Source organism: Chryseobacterium hilariae (genome assembly GCF_051400735.1).
Classification (GTDB): Bacteria; Bacteroidota; Bacteroidia; order Flavobacteriales; family Weeksellaceae; genus Chryseobacterium.
This window is the reverse complement of record NZ_JBLFFJ010000002.1, coordinates 156,091-171,200: the sequence shown is the minus strand read 5'-3', so window position 1 is coordinate 171,200 and position 15,110 is coordinate 156,091. Positions and strand designations below refer to the sequence as shown.

Sequence of the window (15,110 nt, the reverse complement as noted above, 5' to 3'; positions counted from 1 at the left end):
ATAAAACTTAAGTTCTCGATTTTATAGCATCGTTGGCGGATTTCATTTCTCTTGCCTTTTTCAGTTTCTGGTTTCCGAAATTGTAGGTTACCCCTATGTTCAGAATCCTTGGATATTCGAAATTGACAACGTTATTATAGCTTCCGTTAGGCTGTATTCCCTGTATGCTGTTATAGTTTTGGTTAAATACATCATACACTTCCGCTACAAAGGTCCAGTTGCCCATGATCTTTTTTAGGCTTACATCAAAGCTCTGTCTTACGCCTAATGTTCCGCTCTCAATTTTCACTTTGCTGCCGTAGTAATAATTAACTCCTAAGAACCAGTCCTTATTCGAAGAAAGGCGGACAGTATTATTGATATTACCGGATATGTTGAAGTTTTTGAAATTGATTACATAAGGTTCAACCACTTCTGTCTGGTCTGCAACCGGAACCGAAGTAGGATCTTCCGTTACCGAGCCTTTATAAATATTATATCCCAGGTTTACCGTATAATTGGTTGTCCAGATTTCCTTGAACCAGGATTTGTTCATTCCTAGAGTCAGCCCAAATTGTTTGTTGTCACCATAGTTCGTTCTTATATATCTTAAAAACCTTTTGGTAACAATTACCGTATTTCCATTTTTATCTTTTTCCGGCCCAGTTACAGTTCCCTGCAATGGTATTTGGTTTGAAGCATCTTGTACATAATTGAAGCTCAGGTTGGCAAAAAAAGCATTCTTGTACATATAGCTGAGTTCCTGATTGTAAAACTTAGAAGCCAGTACGAAAGGATTGTTTTGCGTATAGTTATTAGGCGTGAAATATGTTCTAGATGGATTCAGTTCCCAAAACCTTGGCCTTCTGATCCTGCTTGAAAAGCTATAGGTAAGATTATGATCTGAGTTGATGGCATAATTTAAATTAAGATAGGGAAGAAGGTTGTTATAATTTCTGTCGAAACTTGTTTTACCAAGAATCTCGCCACTGCTTCTGGTTATTTCATAACGGGTTCCTATTTTTCCTGAGAACTTTTCGCTTAGCTTTCTTTCATACGTGATATAGGCACCCAGAATTCTTTCTTTATAAATGAAATGATTGGTTTGATTGACGTCATTGATGATCGTACCCTTTTCAATTTTATCCTGTCTCGTATCATTATCCGTATTCGTATGATTGTAGCTTATCCCCATTAGCCAGGTGTTACCTTTAGCAGTCTTCTTCAGATAGTCGATATTCGCCGCATAATTATTAATGATCTGGGGAACTGATTGCTGCAATGCGCTGTACTTATTTTCGGGATCAGTATTTAAAGGAAAACTTTCATTGATACTCATTTTGTCCCTGTTAAACCATAAATAAGAAACGTTAGAGGTAAGTTTGCTTCCTATAGAATCCGTTTTTATTTCATAATTTAAATTGAAAGAGTGATTTCTTGTCTGTGCGTTCTCATTGTTGACGGTTCTGTTGACAAGTGCGCCGTTCTGCCAGTTCGTTACATCAAGAATTGAATTGAAACTCTTATTATATCTCATGTTGTAAGTAAACCCTAAACTGTGATTTTTATTGATCTCATAATCAATATTCACGCTTCCACCCACATTTTTGTTTGGATCATCATTATATCCGAAAGATTCATTTCTGAAAGTGGAATCCCCGTTCGATAAAGTATATCTTTCACGGTCCGTCCAGCTTCCCGTATTGAAATTTGAATTCACAGACCATTTGTTTTTTCTGAAGTTGAATGAAGCTCCGGCAGAAGGATTGTTGTAGTAAGCCTGCTCATTATTCATTTTCAGGGTTCCGTTGTAGCCGTCATTTTTCTTCTTTTTCATCACAATATTGATCACCCCTTCATTGGATTCTACCTGGAATTCACTTCCCGGTGTTGTGATCACTTCAATTTTCTGAATATCTTCAGATGGAGTTCCCTTCAGCATTTCAATTAGAGCCTCAGCATCCATATTGGACTTTTTATTGTTGATGTAGATCACTACATCAGATTTCCCCATGATTTTCAAAGATTTTCCGTCTACACTTGAGAGCATCGGGGTTTGCTTCAAAAGATTGAAGGTATTGGTTCCTTTTGCAATAGGGGAAGATGCTACATCATAAATAAAACGGTCGCTTTGTTTTTTGAAAACCTGTTTCTTGATATTGACAGCTTCAATGTTTTTTACTTTCAGGGTATCTTTTGACTGCTGGGCAGCTGCCAGTCCGCTGAAAAATAGGGCGGCAATTAGAATATGAGTTTTCATGGTCATTATTTTTTGTGGTTTAATAGCTTGTATCTGTTATTATTTAACATAGCAAAGATATATAATAAAAACAGTATTATGCAATACAAAGTACTTAAAATATTTATATTATTAATTTAACATTCTGATTTACAGGGTTAAAAGTTTTAAATTAAAATTCAAATACTTTTGAGTTTCTACACAATAAGACAACTGTAACAAGAATTTTGTTACAGCAAAATGTGAATTTTATGAAAAAAATATTATTCCCGGTCGAATCGGGCCAGCTTTTTATCTATCCAGATGGTAGCAAAAGGGAAAAACGCGGCAATTAAAGCGAAGACGCTGTCTTCATCATCCCAGGCATATATTTTTCTTATCGCAGGTAGAAAAATAAGGTAAAGTGTAAAAAATAATCCGTGAATGCTGCCGATAGTACTGATATATACGATTGGTACAACACCTTCAGGATCAATACGTATCCAGGTCATTGCGGTGAATAGGAAAAACCACGAAACAGCTTCAGCCAAACAGATTTGCTTAAACCACTTAATGACTTTTTCCTGAGGATATTTTGAGAAAAACTTTTCGATGAATTCCATGGTGTTATTTATAATAAAGGCCAAAGGATATTTCAGATTTTACCGGATATCCTTTGTATTTTAAAGATTCAAATTTACTTGATTTTATAAACTTTTTGATTTCCTTTTCAAAATAATTGATATATTGTCTATTATGCATGCTATATATATGATGCTGGAAATCTTTTATCTTCAATACTTTCCCCATTTCATCTAAATTTAAAATCACATAAGTAAGTGATTGATACTTTTGCTTAGAATAGTCGTAGTCATCAGGGTAAATAAAATTCTTAAAGAAGTCTTTATTTAATAAGTCATTTCCATCATAACTAGGAAAGGTTCCTTTATAAAGCCACTCAGAATGCTCATCATTTGTGAAAATTTTTTCAGGATTTTTTCTAACATATTGGGCTACAGCTTCTTTTATTAAATTGTCAATAACATTCTTTCCGAATTTTTTTTCAGTTAGCTCAGTTGTAAAATGATAATAACATGTATTATATGCATAACTCCCGGCTAAATCACTCACCATCCATGTACCACCCCAGATAATGTCATGTTTTTGAAAAACTTCTTTTAATTCATTGGATGGCAGAAACTCATCACCATTTGGTGCAGTTATATTAATATAATATCTATTTTGTGTTTTAGAATCAATACTAGCTCTCAGGGAATCACGGGTGCAACTTTCAGTATAATACTTTCTTCTTTCCTTTAGCATATTCTGATATTTTAACTGTAAAGAATCGTCGTTAGAAATAACAGTGTTTTGTCCAGATAAAGAAATTTGAATAAAGATAAAGATAAAGATAAAGAATAAAAATAAATAGAATTTCATAGCTAAAAATTACTTATAAAAACTGCTTCCGTCCAAATATTCAAAGACTTCCGGTGGAAGCATTGGGCGTACATTTTTTCCTTCCTTGATCATATTTCTGATCTCCGTAGCAGAAAGTTCAATAACCGGTGCCTTAATAACAGAAATGTTTTCATGCTGAAGATATTCAGAATCTTTCTTTTCCCCTTCAAAAACTCTCGGATAAACAATAATATGGTGATTTTTGATCAAAATATCGGAATTTTTCCATTTATGAAGACTGTCCAGGTTATCTTCACCCATAATCAGGCTGAAGGAACAGTTGGGATATTTTTCATGAAGATAGGTAAGCGTATCTATAGTATAACTTGGCTTAGGAAGTGAAAATTCTACATTTGAAGCTCTCATTTTCGGATAGCTTTTTACGGCAAGCTGCACCATATCCAGCCTGTTGTGATCTTTCAGCAGCGATTTTTTATCTTTAAAAGGGTTCTGTGGACTTACAACGAACCACAATTCATCCATGTCGGAATTTTCCAGAATGTAATTAGCCAGAATTAAATGTCCGATATGGATCGGATTGAAAGAACCGAAAAATAAGCCGATTTTTTTCATGTGTCAGGGCTTAGGTTTAAGAGATTAGGGATTGGGTTGGATTGTAATTTGTGATAATGGCGTTGAACATTTTTGCTCTTTCAGATGTTGTTTCAACTAACTTTTGAAAATTTTCAAGGCCTAAGTAATTCAGATTTCTTGAAATAATGAGTTGCGTTTCCAGCTCTGCACAACTTCCCCGGGCAATTTTTAAAAACTGAATGTAATCTAAGGTTGATCTTCGTGAATGCCCTTCTGCAATATTGGAAGGAATAGAAACTGAAGAGCGCCGGATCTGATTGGTAAGAGCATAAATTTCTTCTTTTGGGAAATTTTTGGTATAGGTATAAATTTCAGTTACAAAATGTACTGACTTTTGCCATACCAATAATTCTTTATAATTCCCCATAAGCCCTAATCCCTGTTTACTAATTCCTAATCCCTGAACTTTACATCCTTTATATTCAAATAATGTGTTACATTTCCTTTCCAGTGGTTTTCTTCTAAGGTAAAGGCAAGATCAAACTTTTTATTTTTAAAATCTTCCACATACTGCCCAAGCTTAAAGCCTACACATTCTATATTTCTACCCGTAGATTCCTGCTTGATGTAAAATTTCAGGTGATTGTTATCTTTTCCCATTGTTTTTACATATCCGGACAGTTTTTGGTCAGTCAGGGTAAGAATAGGTTTCATATTATGAGGACCGAATGGTGCCAGTTTTCTATGGAAATTGATGAATTCTCTGTTGATCTCATCTACTTTGATCTCAGAATCTATAGTGATAGAAGGTTCCTGCTGATGTTCCTGAATCTTTTCAGAGACTATTTTCTCAAATTTTATTTTGAAAGCCTCAAATTTATCCTTTTCCATCGAAAGTCCTGCAGCGGCATGATGTCCACCGAATTTCAGGAAATATTCAGAGCACATATCAAGCGCTTCATGAACGTCGAAATCAGAAACCGATCTCGCAGAAGCCACCATTTCTCCATTATTACCGTCAGTAAATACCAAAGTAGGCTTGTAATAAGTCTCAATAAGTCTTGATGCCACAATACCGATCACACCTTTATTCCATTCAGGGTGATAAACAATGGTAGAATACTTCGTTTGCTGCTGAGATTCAACAATCTGATTTAGCGCAGAAAGCGTGGAATTCATATCAAGCTCACGTCTTTCGTCATTAAGGTCCATAATATCGCTGACGATCTGGTTGGCATGCTTCAGGTTATCAGAAACCATGAGCTCTACCGCGGCCTTTCCCTGGGAAATTCTTCCTGCAGCATTTATTTTTGGAGCAATTTCAAAGACAATATTTGAAATTTCAAAATGAGAAAGTTTATCTTCAGGAATTAATAATCTTAATCCAAGATTTCTTGTTTTTCTGAGAACTTTTAATCCCATTTTAGCCAAAACCCGGTTTTCTCCGGTCATTGAGACAATATCTGCTGCTATGGAAATAGCCAGAAGGTCAGTCAGCTCAAACAATTCGGCTTCAGGAATTTTATAGATAGTATTCAGTCCCTGGCAGAGCTTAAAGCCTACGCCACATCCTGAAAGTTCTTTAAATGGATATCTGCAGTCGTTTCTTTTCGGATCCAGAACAGCTACCGCATTGGGAATCTCTTCACCCGGAAGGTGATGGTCGCAGATGATAAAATCAATACCCTTGTCCTGGGCATATTGTACCATATCGGTCGCTTTAATACCACAGTCTAGAGCGATGATCAGGGAAAAACAGTTTTCTTTGGCAAAATCAATACCCTCGGTAGAAATTCCGTATCCTTCAGAATTCCTGTCCGGAATATAATAATCTAAATATTTTTTCTCAACAATTTTGCTGAGGTAAAGGTACATCAAAGCAACAGCCGTAGTTCCGTCTACATCGTAATCTCCATAAACCAGTATTTTCTCGCCATTTTCAATTGCAGTTGCGATACGTTCTACAGCTTTCTGCATATCTGCCATTAAAAATGGGCTGTGTATATCGTTGAGGTTGGGCTTAAAAAATTCTCTGGCCTTTTGATAATTGTCAATTCCCCTTAGAACGAGGAGTTTAGATTCAAAAGTACCAAAACCAAGTGACGAACTTAATCTGTCCACAACTTCCTCATCGGGTTCGGGCTTGTAAATCCATTTCTGACTCATTTCACAAAAATAAGGAAAAAAAATAGCATTTTGAAATGATTAAGGTTGAACTTGACTTACTGATTGTTGAAAAAATTATCTATCTTCGCGGTCCAAATTAAAATAATCATGAAAAAAATTACACTCTGCCTTTTATTCTTAGGCGCTATGAATGCTGTATCGGCACAGAAAATTAATCTTGGAAAAGCTGCAGGCGTTGTTTCTAAAGGAGCAAAAGCCCTTACCTTTACCAATGAAGATGCAGTGAAACTTTCAAAAGAATCGGTTGACTGGATGGATAAGAATAATCCGGTTGCTGGACCTAAAGATCCTTATACAGTAAGGCTTAACAAGCTTTTCGGAAAGCACAAGTCTCAGGACGGACTTGCTTTGAACTATAAAGTTTACAAAGTAAAGGATATCAATGCTTTTGCCTGTGCAGACGGAAGCGTTCGTGTATTTTCTTCGTTAATGGATATTATGACGGATGATGAGCTATTGGCGGTAATCGGACATGAGATAGGGCACGTAAAGAATCAGGACACTAAAGATGCTATTAAATCGGCTTACTTAAAAGCAGCAGCACTGGATGCAGCATCATCGGCATCAGGAGCTGTAGCAACATTAAATGATAGTCAGATAGGACAAATGGCCAATGCTTTTCTGGATGCTTCGCACAGCAAGAAACAGGAATCTGAGGCAGATACTTACTCTTATGATTTTATGAAAGCTAATAATTATAATGTAGTGGGAGCCTATTCAGCATTTAAAAAGCTGGCCTTGCTTTCGGAAGGAAGTACTCAGACTGGTTTTCAGAAAATGTTCAACTCTCACCCTGACAGTGAAAAAAGAGCCCAGGCGATTAAGAAGAGAGCGGAAAAAGACGGTTTATGGAAAGACCCGGGAACGATTGCTATTCCTAAGACGAAGCTTACCAAATAATCAATCTTCATTTAAAATAAAAATTCCTCAAAGTTATCTTTGAGGAATTTTTTTATCTAGGTTTAACGTGTTCTTAAAATTAAGAATACATTTTTTCTCTGATTTCCTTTACTTTTTTGTCTGCAAGGTACTCATCATAAGTCATTTCTCTGTCAATGATTCCTGAAGGAGTCAGTTCAATGATTCTGTTACAGACTGTCTGAAGCATTTCGTGGTCATGAGATGCTAATAAAAGATTTCCTTTGAAGTTAGACAATGAGTTGTTCAGGGTCGTAATACTTTCAAGGTCAAGGTGGTTGGTAGGTTCATCCAATAATAAAACATTGGCTTTCTGAAGCATCATTCTGCTGAACATACATCTCATTTTTTCACCTCCTGACAGCACTTTACAAGATTTTAAAGCTTCATCACCTGAGAAAAGCATTCTTCCCAAGAATCCTCTTACAAATTCTTCATGACGCTCTTCATCGTTTTTGGTGAATTGTCTTAACCAGTCAACCAGGCTTAAGTCTTCCTGAAAGAAATTGGTATTATCTAAAGGCATGTGAGACTGGTTGGTTGTAACTCCCCAAGCCACAGTTCCTTTATCTGCCTGAACATTTCCTGCCAGAATCTCAAAAAATTCTGTGATCGCTAAAGAGTTTTTAGACAGCACAGCAACTTTATCACCTTTCTTAAGGTTTAAATCAATGTTTGAGAATAAGAGCTCCCCGTCTTTTGTTTTCTCAAGCCCCTTTACGTCTAAGATCTGATCTCCAGCCTCTCTTTCCATTTCGAAAATAATAGCAGGATATCTTCTTGAAGAAGGTTTGATATCATCGATGTTCAGCTTATCGATCATTTTCTTTCTGGCTGTAGCTTGCTTTGCTTTTGCAACGTTAGAGCTGAATCTTGCGATGAAGTCCTGAAGTTCTTTCTTCTTTTCCTCCGCTTTTTTATTAGCCTGAGCTCTTTGTCTTGTTGCTAGCTGTGAGGCCTGGTACCAGAAAGTATAGTTACCTGTATAAAGGTTAAGTTTTGCATAATCTAAATCTCCGATGTGCGTACAAACCGTATCCAGGAAGTGACGGTCGTGAGAAACAACGATTACGGTGTTTTCATAATCAGCAAGGAAATCTTCCAACCAAGAGATTGTGTCGATGTCAAGGTCATTCGTAGGTTCATCCAGGATCAGTACATCAGGATTTCCAAAAAGAGCCTGAGCCAAAAGAACTTTTACCTTGTCCTTGTTCTCAAGTTCGCTCATCATCTGCCAGTGCATATCATCTTTAATCCCAACATTTGAAAGCATCGTCTGAGCATCAGATTCTGCAGTCCATCCGCCCATTTCGTCATAGATCACACCCAGCTCACCCGCTTTGATTCCGTCTTCATCAGAAAAGTCTTCTTTAGCATATAAAGAATCCATTTCTTCTTTTATTTCGTATAATTTCTTATTTCCTCTTAAAACAGCTTCAAGAACAGTAAATTGATCATAAGCAAAGTGATCCTGCTCCAAAACTGACATTCTTTTCCCCGGCTCCAAAGATACATGTCCTGTAGTAGGATCCTGCTTTCCTGTTAATATTTTAAGGAATGTAGATTTTCCCGCACCGTTTGCTCCGATAATCCCGTAGCAGTTTCCTTTGGTAAACATAATATTTACCTCGTCAAAAAGAACTCTTTTCCCGAATTGTAAAGATAAGTTAGATACTGTTAACATATAGTTTTGTAAATTTGGCGCAAAATTACGAAAAGAATTTGGGTATTTCGTAATAATGTAATAGTCAAGTTTTTAAATATGGGGTATTTTTTCTATATTTCATTAACGAAATAAATAGAAGAAAGTCCCAAAGGGGCGATTTAATGAAAGATTGAACGTAACCTAATCAGTATAATCACGAAATTTTTATAATGAAGATCGAAAAAACAGTAAGTATATTAAACAGACGAGCCCGTTTTGAATATGAAATCCTTGAAGAATTTGAAGCGGGGATGGTTTTAACGGGTACAGAAATAAAATCTTTACGTTCATCCAAAGCATCTATTACAGAATCCTTCTGTCAGTTTATTGATGGGGAGTTATACATTATTAATATGATGATTGATGAGTATAAATTGGGAACTTTTTATAATCACAAAACAAAAAGGGAACGGAAATTGCTGTTGCACAAAAAAGAATTGCAGAAACTTGAAAAGAAGTTAAAGGATGCTGGTAACACAATTATACCTCTTAAGTTATATATCACAGACAAGGGTAAAGCAAAGGTGCTCATTGCGCTTGGTAGAGGGAAAAAACTCTTTGATAAAAGGGAGGCGATAAAAGATAGAGAAAATAAACGTAACCTGGACAGAATATTAAAGAAAAGTTAAAAATCATTCAAAAAACTTTGTATATAAAGAAAAATTATATTTATTTTGCATTATCAATTATTTAATCATTTAATTCTATGAAAAATCTAAAATTAGGAATTTCAGCATTGGCGCTTACTGTTGCCTCTACTGTCTTTGCCCAGACTACCAATAATCCGTGGTTGATCGGAGTTGGTGCTCATGCGGAAAATCACAAGGCAGCACAGACAAAATTCAGTAATACGTTCTCTGCTAATAATTTAACGAAGAGAATGTTCAACATGAACAATTTCTCTATCACACCTCCATTATCTAAATTAACAGTTGCTAGAAACATCGGTAAAGGTTTAGTTATTGACTGGCAGACTTCCGTAGGTAATGTAGACAATAAGAGATTCAACATGGGAAAAGAATTTTTCCTAATGACAGGTCTTGGTTTCCAGGCTAAAGCAGCTGGTCTTCTATGGAATGAAGAATCTTGGTTCGATCCATATTTGAGAGTTGGTGCTAACTACCTAAGACATGACTACACTGCTCTTTCTTTCCCTAGATATGACTACAAAGGAGAGTTAGTTTCTAACGGTGATGGTGGTAACGAAAACGGTAAAGCTAACCACTTTACAGTTTCTACAGGTGCTGGTGCAAACTTCTGGGTAACTAAGAATTTCGGTCTTGGTGTTCAGGGAGATTATGTATCAACTCCAGGTGACAAATCTACAGTTGCTAACTTCTGGCAAGCTTCTGCATCGATCTTATTCAGATTCGGTAACAGAGACAGAGATAAGGATGGTATCCTAGATAAAGATGACCTTTGTCCAGATACTCCTGGTTTACCAGAATTCCAAGGATGTCCTGATACTGACGGTGACGGAGTTCCAGATAAAGACGATCAATGTCCAGATGTAGCTGGTCCAGTTGAAAACAACGGTTGTCCTTGGCCAGATACAGATGGTGACGGTGTTATCGACAAAGATGATGCTTGTCCTACAGTAGCAGGTCCTGCTGAAAACAACGGTTGTCCTTGGCCAGATACAGACGGTGACGGAATCTTAGATAAAGATGACGCTTGTCCTACAGTTCCAGGTCTTCCAGAATACAACGGATGTCCTAAGCCTAAGAAACAAACTGCTATTGAAACTACAGAAGCTCTTAAAGGAATCTTCTTTGACTTCAATAAAGCGACTATCAGACCAGAATCTAGCGCTAAACTAGATAACGCTGCTAAAATCATCAAGACTGACGGAGGTAACTACCTAGTTGAAGGTCAAACTGATGCTAAAGGTGCTGCTGAATACAACTTGAAACTTTCTAGACAAAGAGCTGCTTCTGTAGTTTCTGCTTTAGAAGCTAGAGGTGTAGATGCTACAGCTCTTAAATCAATCGGAGTTGGTGAAACTAAAGCTACAGTTTCTGAAAAAGCTTCTGATGCTGAAAGACAAGCTGACAGAAAGGTTGTTGTAACTGCTGTTGAAGATGCTAACGAGTGGAATGCAATCGCTAAGAAAGATTACGCTGATGCTCCAGTTAAAAAAGCAGTAGCTAAGAAAAAAACTACTAAGAAAAAAGTAGTTAAAAAGAAAAAATAATTAATTTTTCTAAATAATAAATACCTCCAATTTTTTGGGGGTATTTTTTTTTTGTTGACTTTTAGTTAATTTTGTTGAAAATTAAAAATTAAAATGGGAAGAGCATTTGAATATAGAAAAGCTTCTAAAATGGCCAGATGGGATAAAATGGCCAAAACATTCTCTAAAATCGGTAAAGATATTGCACTCGCAGTAAAAGCCGGAGGAACAGATCCTGAAGCCAACCCTGCTTTAAGAAGGTGTATCCAGAATGCTAAAGGGGCGAATATGCCCAAAGATAACGTAGAAAGAGCGATCAAAAAAGCCAGTGGTGCTGATGCGGAAAATTACGAAGAAGTTACTTATGAAGGATACGGACAGGGTGGTGTTGCCTTCTTTGTTGAGTGCACTACCAACAATACAACGAGAACTGTTGCCAATGTTAGAGCAATTTTCAACAAGTTTGATGGTAACCTTGGTAAGAATGGTGAATTAGCATTTATCTTCGACAGAAAAGGGATCTTCAGCTTAGATCTGGCTCAGATTAAGATGGATTGGGACGATTTTGAAATGGAAATGATTGACGGAGGTGCTGAAGATGTAGAAAAAGATGAAGATGAAGTAATGATTACTACAGCTTTTGAAGATTTCGGTTCATTGTCTCATAAATTAGATGAATTGGGGATTGAGGCAAAAAGTGCAGAACTTCAGAGAATTCCGAATAACATCAAGGAAGTAAATGAAGAACAGTTTAAAGCCAATATGAAAATGCTTGAGCGTTTTGAAGATGATGATGATGTGCAGAACGTTTATCATAATATGGAAATCACAGATGAGTTGATGAACTCACTGTAAAAATAATATAGCATTCATATACAGTTAACTTTCAATTAGTTTCTTTGTATAAAACTATGAAAAGAAACGTTGAATTAGTTGTCATATCGGATGTTCATTTGGGAACTTATGGATGTAAGGCTAAAGAACTGCTGCGGTATCTCAATTCCATCCAGCCTAAAACGTTAGTTTTGAATGGTGATATCATTGATATCTGGCAGTTTAAAAAGTCTTACTTCCCTAAACCTCATTTGAAAGTGATCAAAAAGATTCTTTCATTTGCTACTAAAAACACACAGGTCTACTATATTACAGGTAACCACGATGAGATGTTCCGAAAGTTTACTGATTTTGAACTCGGGAAACTGAAGGTCTGCAATAAAATCTGTCTTGATATTGATCAAAAGAAAACCTGGATTTTTCACGGAGATGTTTTTGATGCATCTGTCCAGCATTCCAAATGGATCGCGAAGCTTGGCGGAAAAGGCTATGATCTCCTGATTGTCATTAATAATGTTGTCAATTGGTTTTTAGAGAAAATGGGCAGAGAGAAATATTCGTTTTCCAAGAAGATCAAAAATAATGTAAAAAAGGCAGTTAAATATATCGGTGACTTCGAATTGACTGCTTCCGAATTGGCCATTGACAATCATTATGATTATGTAATCTGTGGGCATATCCATCAGCCTCAGATCCGCGAAGTCATTACTAAAAAAGGATCCTGTACTTATCTGAATTCAGGAGACTGGATCGAAAACCTGTCGGCTCTCGAATATCATGATAAAGAATGGAAAATATTCTATTATGACGACCACAAAGATTCACTTAAAGACGACGAAGTAGAAGAAATCCAGGACATGGACAGTTCCGAGCTTCTGAAAATAGTAACTAATTTTTCTTAAATGAAAGTACTGTATGCATTTCAAGGGACTGGGAACGGACATATTGCCAGAGCGCAGGAGATAATTCCCATTCTCAAAAAATATGCCTCGGTTGATACATTGATCAGTGGTCATCAGTCGCAGTTAAAGGCTGGTTTTGATATTAATTTCCAACACAGGGGGATTTCCCTTCTTTATAACAAAACAGGAGGTTTATCCTATCGCAAAACGTTTACAGAGAATAAATTTCTTGAAGCCGTAAAAACAATCAGAGAACTGGATCTTTCACAGTATGATCTGATCATTAATGATTACGAACCTCTGACCGGCTGGGCGAGTAAGCTGAAGAAGCTGCCAATGATTGAACTGAGTCATCAGGCTTCCATGAGTTTTGCGGAAACACCAAAACCTGAAAAGAAAGATTTTTTAGGTGAACTGATTCTGAAATATTATGTTCCCAGTGAAAGAAAAATAGGGTTTCATTTTGAAAATTATCATCCACAAATCAAAAAACCGGTAATCAGACATAAAATACGGAACCTCAATCCGGATAAAAAAGGATATTATCTTGTTTATCTTCCCAGCTTTGCAGATGAGAATATCATCAAGGTTCTAAAACAGATTCCTGTGCAGTGGAAAGTATTTTCCAAGCACAGCAAAGTACAGGTTAAGGTTAAAAATGTAGAAGTTTTTCCTATTGATGAGGTAGAATATCTGAAATATTTTGAGAGCTGTGACGGTATTTTATGCAATGCAGGTTTTGAGACTCCGGCAGAAGCCCTTTTTATGGATAAAAAACTGTTTGTAATCCCTATTCATAACCAGTATGAACAGGAATGTAATGCCAGTGCATTGAACCTTATGGGCATTCCGAATTCTAAAGTCTTAAATCTTCAGGAAATTATGGAATGGGTGGCTTCAGATCATCATTTAAAAGTAGATTATCCTGATGATATTGAAGAAATCCTTGTAAATGAAGTTTTAATTCTTTAAAAAAACATCATCTACATCACTCATTCTTGTCATCACAGCTCTTGCATAAGAGCAGTGGGGATATACTTTCCAGTTGTTTTCCCTGGCAAATTTTATAGCCTCTTCAACCAAATATTTTCCCATTCCCTGGCCCTCAAATTCAGGGTGAACCAGTACAAAGGAAATAATAAACCTGTTTTCTTCCGGAAAAATAGTATAGGTAAGCCTTCCGACTTCTTTTATTTCATTGTTCAGTGTTAGAACACCGCCGTTTCCCGATTTATTGTTTTCAAATTTCATAATTCAAAGCTTTGTTTTAAAGATGCAAAAATTACACCGACGATAATTGTTAATGGTGAATTGTCAATTGTGAATTTGCTTCGCAGTCAATTTTTTTAACCTTATAAGTGCAGAAAGTATTTTTTTAACATTACCAATTGAGCTCTTCTTGCAAAACAAAATTGAATCTTTGACACCTTCATTAATTATCTTTCCCAGTATAGTAGTTATAATCTTTAATGACTACATTGATAAACTGTCTCTCCGTCATCTTCCTGGGATCTATTTCCAGTTTTAAAATACTTTTGATCTTATCCGAAAGCCTGCTGATGATCTGGCGGTCGTCTGCTTTCAGAGCTTTGGTATAATTATCCTTGATGATCCGCATGTCATTGTCGCTTAACGCAATAACCTGAGGAAATGACGGAACATAGCCCTCATTAATATTTTCTAAGATGGTGTGGGAAATATTGATATTATTCTTTAAAGATATCACCGCAGTACCGGACGCAATATCACCCAGCCGCTGGTTGTTTTTAGAAACAATCATAGAGATCAGACCTACAACACCAGCTACTGAGGTATCAATCAATCTGAAAACCCAACGGATCAGATAGTCACCAAAGCTCGCCTGGTAGCCATCAATTTTTACTACCCGGATCTTCATCAGCTTTTTACCGGGAGTCTGTCCTTCCATCAGGCTTTCTAAAACAACAGGATAAATATAAACAGGAAACGTAAGAACAATATAAACTGCCATGACAGACCATTGATCTAGTCCGGCCAATAAATATCCCAGATCAAAAATATTGAAGAAAAGATAAAATACAATGACGGCATAGGCAACCTTTATCAAAAGATCGATAATGAAGGCAAGCATTCTTTCCCCAACGCTAGCAATATTAAAGTTAATATTTACATTTTGTGAGGTATTTATCGCAATTTGAGACATAATTTTTATTATTTTAG

At 36.3% G+C, this 15,110-nt stretch carries 15 protein-coding genes; 6 read left to right on the top strand and 9 right to left on the bottom strand.

All coding sequences use genetic code 11. From position 1 onward, the window contains the following. Window positions 1–7 precede the first annotated feature (7 nt). The 6 genes from ACMGDK_RS07565 to recJ all read right to left on the bottom strand — a co-directional run bounded on the left by ACMGDK_RS07565 (window position 8) and on the right by recJ (window position 6,358). The gene (locus ACMGDK_RS07565) at window positions 8–2,239 is read right to left on the bottom strand and encodes a TonB-dependent receptor domain-containing protein (RefSeq protein WP_436807394.1); all 2,232 of its coding nucleotides are present in this window, start codon (window positions 2,237–2,239) and stop codon (window positions 8–10) included. A 242-nt stretch (window positions 2,240–2,481) separates the two neighbouring features. Then, window positions 2,482–2,820: a DUF3817 domain-containing protein gene (locus tag ACMGDK_RS07560; protein ID WP_436807393.1), complete on the bottom strand. Its 339-nt coding sequence runs from the start codon at window positions 2,818–2,820 to the stop codon at window positions 2,482–2,484. A 4-nt stretch (window positions 2,821–2,824) separates the two neighbouring features. After that, window positions 2,825–3,637, bottom strand: a complete 813-nt coding sequence (locus ACMGDK_RS07555; protein WP_436807392.1) for a M15 family metallopeptidase domain-containing protein — start codon at window positions 3,635–3,637, stop codon at window positions 2,825–2,827. A 9-nt stretch (window positions 3,638–3,646) separates the two neighbouring features. Beyond that, the gene (nadD, locus tag ACMGDK_RS07550) at window positions 3,647–4,231 is read right to left on the bottom strand and encodes a nicotinate (nicotinamide) nucleotide adenylyltransferase (protein WP_111957150.1); all 585 of its coding nucleotides are present in this window, start codon (window positions 4,229–4,231) and stop codon (window positions 3,647–3,649) included. A 16-nt stretch (window positions 4,232–4,247) separates the two neighbouring features. Then, window positions 4,248–4,619 (bottom strand): four helix bundle protein, encoded by a 372-nt coding sequence (locus ACMGDK_RS07545; protein ID WP_436807391.1) that lies wholly within the window; start codon window positions 4,617–4,619, stop codon window positions 4,248–4,250. 26 nt (window positions 4,620–4,645) lie between these two features. Next, window positions 4,646–6,358, bottom strand: a complete 1,713-nt coding sequence (gene recJ, locus ACMGDK_RS07540) for a single-stranded-DNA-specific exonuclease RecJ (RefSeq protein ID WP_436807390.1) — start codon at window positions 6,356–6,358, stop codon at window positions 4,646–4,648. Window positions 6,359–6,466: 108 nt separating this feature from the next. Here recJ and ACMGDK_RS07535 point away from each other — a divergent pair, with 108 nt between their 5' ends. After that, the gene (locus ACMGDK_RS07535; protein ID WP_436807389.1) at window positions 6,467–7,279 is read left to right on the top strand and encodes a M48 family metallopeptidase; all 813 of its coding nucleotides are present in this window, start codon (window positions 6,467–6,469) and stop codon (window positions 7,277–7,279) included. Window positions 7,280–7,358: 79 nt separating this feature from the next. On the opposite strand, the gene ACMGDK_RS07530 is transcribed toward ACMGDK_RS07535, so the two are convergent. After that, window positions 7,359–8,981 (bottom strand): ABC-F family ATP-binding cassette domain-containing protein, encoded by a 1,623-nt coding sequence (locus ACMGDK_RS07530; RefSeq protein WP_111957156.1) that lies wholly within the window; start codon window positions 8,979–8,981, stop codon window positions 7,359–7,361. 191 nt (window positions 8,982–9,172) lie between these two features. Between ACMGDK_RS07530 and smpB the strand changes: the two genes are divergently transcribed. The 5 genes from smpB to ACMGDK_RS07505 all read left to right on the top strand — a co-directional run bounded on the left by smpB (window position 9,173) and on the right by ACMGDK_RS07505 (window position 13,883). After that, window positions 9,173–9,631, top strand: a complete 459-nt coding sequence (gene smpB / locus ACMGDK_RS07525; RefSeq protein WP_062650837.1) for an SsrA-binding protein SmpB — start codon at window positions 9,173–9,175, stop codon at window positions 9,629–9,631. Window positions 9,632–9,708: 77 nt separating this feature from the next. Further along, window positions 9,709–11,196, top strand: a complete 1,488-nt coding sequence (locus ACMGDK_RS07520; RefSeq protein ID WP_436807388.1) for an OmpA family protein — start codon at window positions 9,709–9,711, stop codon at window positions 11,194–11,196. A gap of 93 nt (window positions 11,197–11,289) precedes the next feature. Beyond that, window positions 11,290–12,030, top strand: coding sequence for a YebC/PmpR family DNA-binding transcriptional regulator (locus ACMGDK_RS07515; protein ID WP_436807387.1), 741 nt, complete (start codon window positions 11,290–11,292; stop codon window positions 12,028–12,030). A gap of 56 nt (window positions 12,031–12,086) precedes the next feature. Continuing rightward, window positions 12,087–12,911: a UDP-2,3-diacylglucosamine diphosphatase gene (locus tag ACMGDK_RS07510; RefSeq protein ID WP_436807386.1), complete on the top strand. Its 825-nt coding sequence runs from the start codon at window positions 12,087–12,089 to the stop codon at window positions 12,909–12,911. Continuing rightward, the gene (locus tag ACMGDK_RS07505) at window positions 12,912–13,883 is read left to right on the top strand and encodes a glycosyltransferase family protein (protein ID WP_436807385.1); all 972 of its coding nucleotides are present in this window, start codon (window positions 12,912–12,914) and stop codon (window positions 13,881–13,883) included. Here the strand turns inward: ACMGDK_RS07505 and ACMGDK_RS07500 are convergent. Next, entirely contained in the window at window positions 13,872–14,162 is a 291-nt protein-coding gene (locus ACMGDK_RS07500; RefSeq protein ID WP_436807384.1) for a GNAT family N-acetyltransferase, read from the bottom strand. The two genes, ACMGDK_RS07505 and ACMGDK_RS07500, sit on opposite strands and share 12 nt — an antisense overlap. Before the next feature lie 181 nt (window positions 14,163–14,343). Next, window positions 14,344–15,093: an RDD family protein gene (locus tag ACMGDK_RS07495; RefSeq protein ID WP_436807383.1), complete on the bottom strand. Its 750-nt coding sequence runs from the start codon at window positions 15,091–15,093 to the stop codon at window positions 14,344–14,346. Window positions 15,094–15,110 lie beyond the last annotated feature (17 nt).

What these genes read in the sequence shown, in the direction of transcription:
- ACMGDK_RS07535 (WP_436807389.1), top strand. Translation starts at nt 6,467, where the DNA reads ATGAAAAAAATTACACTCTGCCTTTTATTCTTAGGCGCTATGAATGCT.
- ACMGDK_RS07545 (WP_436807391.1), bottom strand. Translation starts at nt 4,619, where the DNA reads ATGGGGAATTATAAAGAATTATTGGTATGGCAAAAGTCAGTACATTTT.
- ACMGDK_RS07565 (WP_436807394.1), bottom strand. Translation starts at nt 2,239, where the DNA reads ATGAAAACTCATATTCTAATTGCCGCCCTATTTTTCAGCGGACTGGCA.
- nadD (WP_111957150.1), bottom strand. Translation starts at nt 4,231, where the DNA reads ATGAAAAAAATCGGCTTATTTTTCGGTTCTTTCAATCCGATCCATATC.
- ACMGDK_RS07500 (WP_436807384.1), bottom strand. Translation starts at nt 14,162, where the DNA reads ATGAAATTTGAAAACAATAAATCGGGAAACGGCGGTGTTCTAACACTG.
- ACMGDK_RS07510 (WP_436807386.1), top strand. Translation starts at nt 12,087, where the DNA reads ATGAAAAGAAACGTTGAATTAGTTGTCATATCGGATGTTCATTTGGGA.
- recJ (WP_436807390.1), bottom strand. Translation starts at nt 6,358, where the DNA reads ATGAGTCAGAAATGGATTTACAAGCCCGAACCCGATGAGGAAGTTGTG.
- ACMGDK_RS07520 (WP_436807388.1), top strand. Translation starts at nt 9,709, where the DNA reads ATGAAAAATCTAAAATTAGGAATTTCAGCATTGGCGCTTACTGTTGCC.
- ACMGDK_RS07515 (WP_436807387.1), top strand. Translation starts at nt 11,290, where the DNA reads ATGGGAAGAGCATTTGAATATAGAAAAGCTTCTAAAATGGCCAGATGG.
- smpB (WP_062650837.1), top strand. Translation starts at nt 9,173, where the DNA reads ATGAAGATCGAAAAAACAGTAAGTATATTAAACAGACGAGCCCGTTTT.
- ACMGDK_RS07495 (WP_436807383.1), bottom strand. Translation starts at nt 15,093, where the DNA reads ATGTCTCAAATTGCGATAAATACCTCACAAAATGTAAATATTAACTTT.
- ACMGDK_RS07555 (WP_436807392.1), bottom strand. Translation starts at nt 3,637, where the DNA reads ATGAAATTCTATTTATTTTTATTCTTTATCTTTATCTTTATCTTTATT.
- ACMGDK_RS07530 (WP_111957156.1), bottom strand. Translation starts at nt 8,981, where the DNA reads ATGTTAACAGTATCTAACTTATCTTTACAATTCGGGAAAAGAGTTCTT.
- ACMGDK_RS07505 (WP_436807385.1), top strand. Translation starts at nt 12,912, where the DNA reads ATGAAAGTACTGTATGCATTTCAAGGGACTGGGAACGGACATATTGCC.
- ACMGDK_RS07560 (WP_436807393.1), bottom strand. Translation starts at nt 2,820, where the DNA reads ATGGAATTCATCGAAAAGTTTTTCTCAAAATATCCTCAGGAAAAAGTC.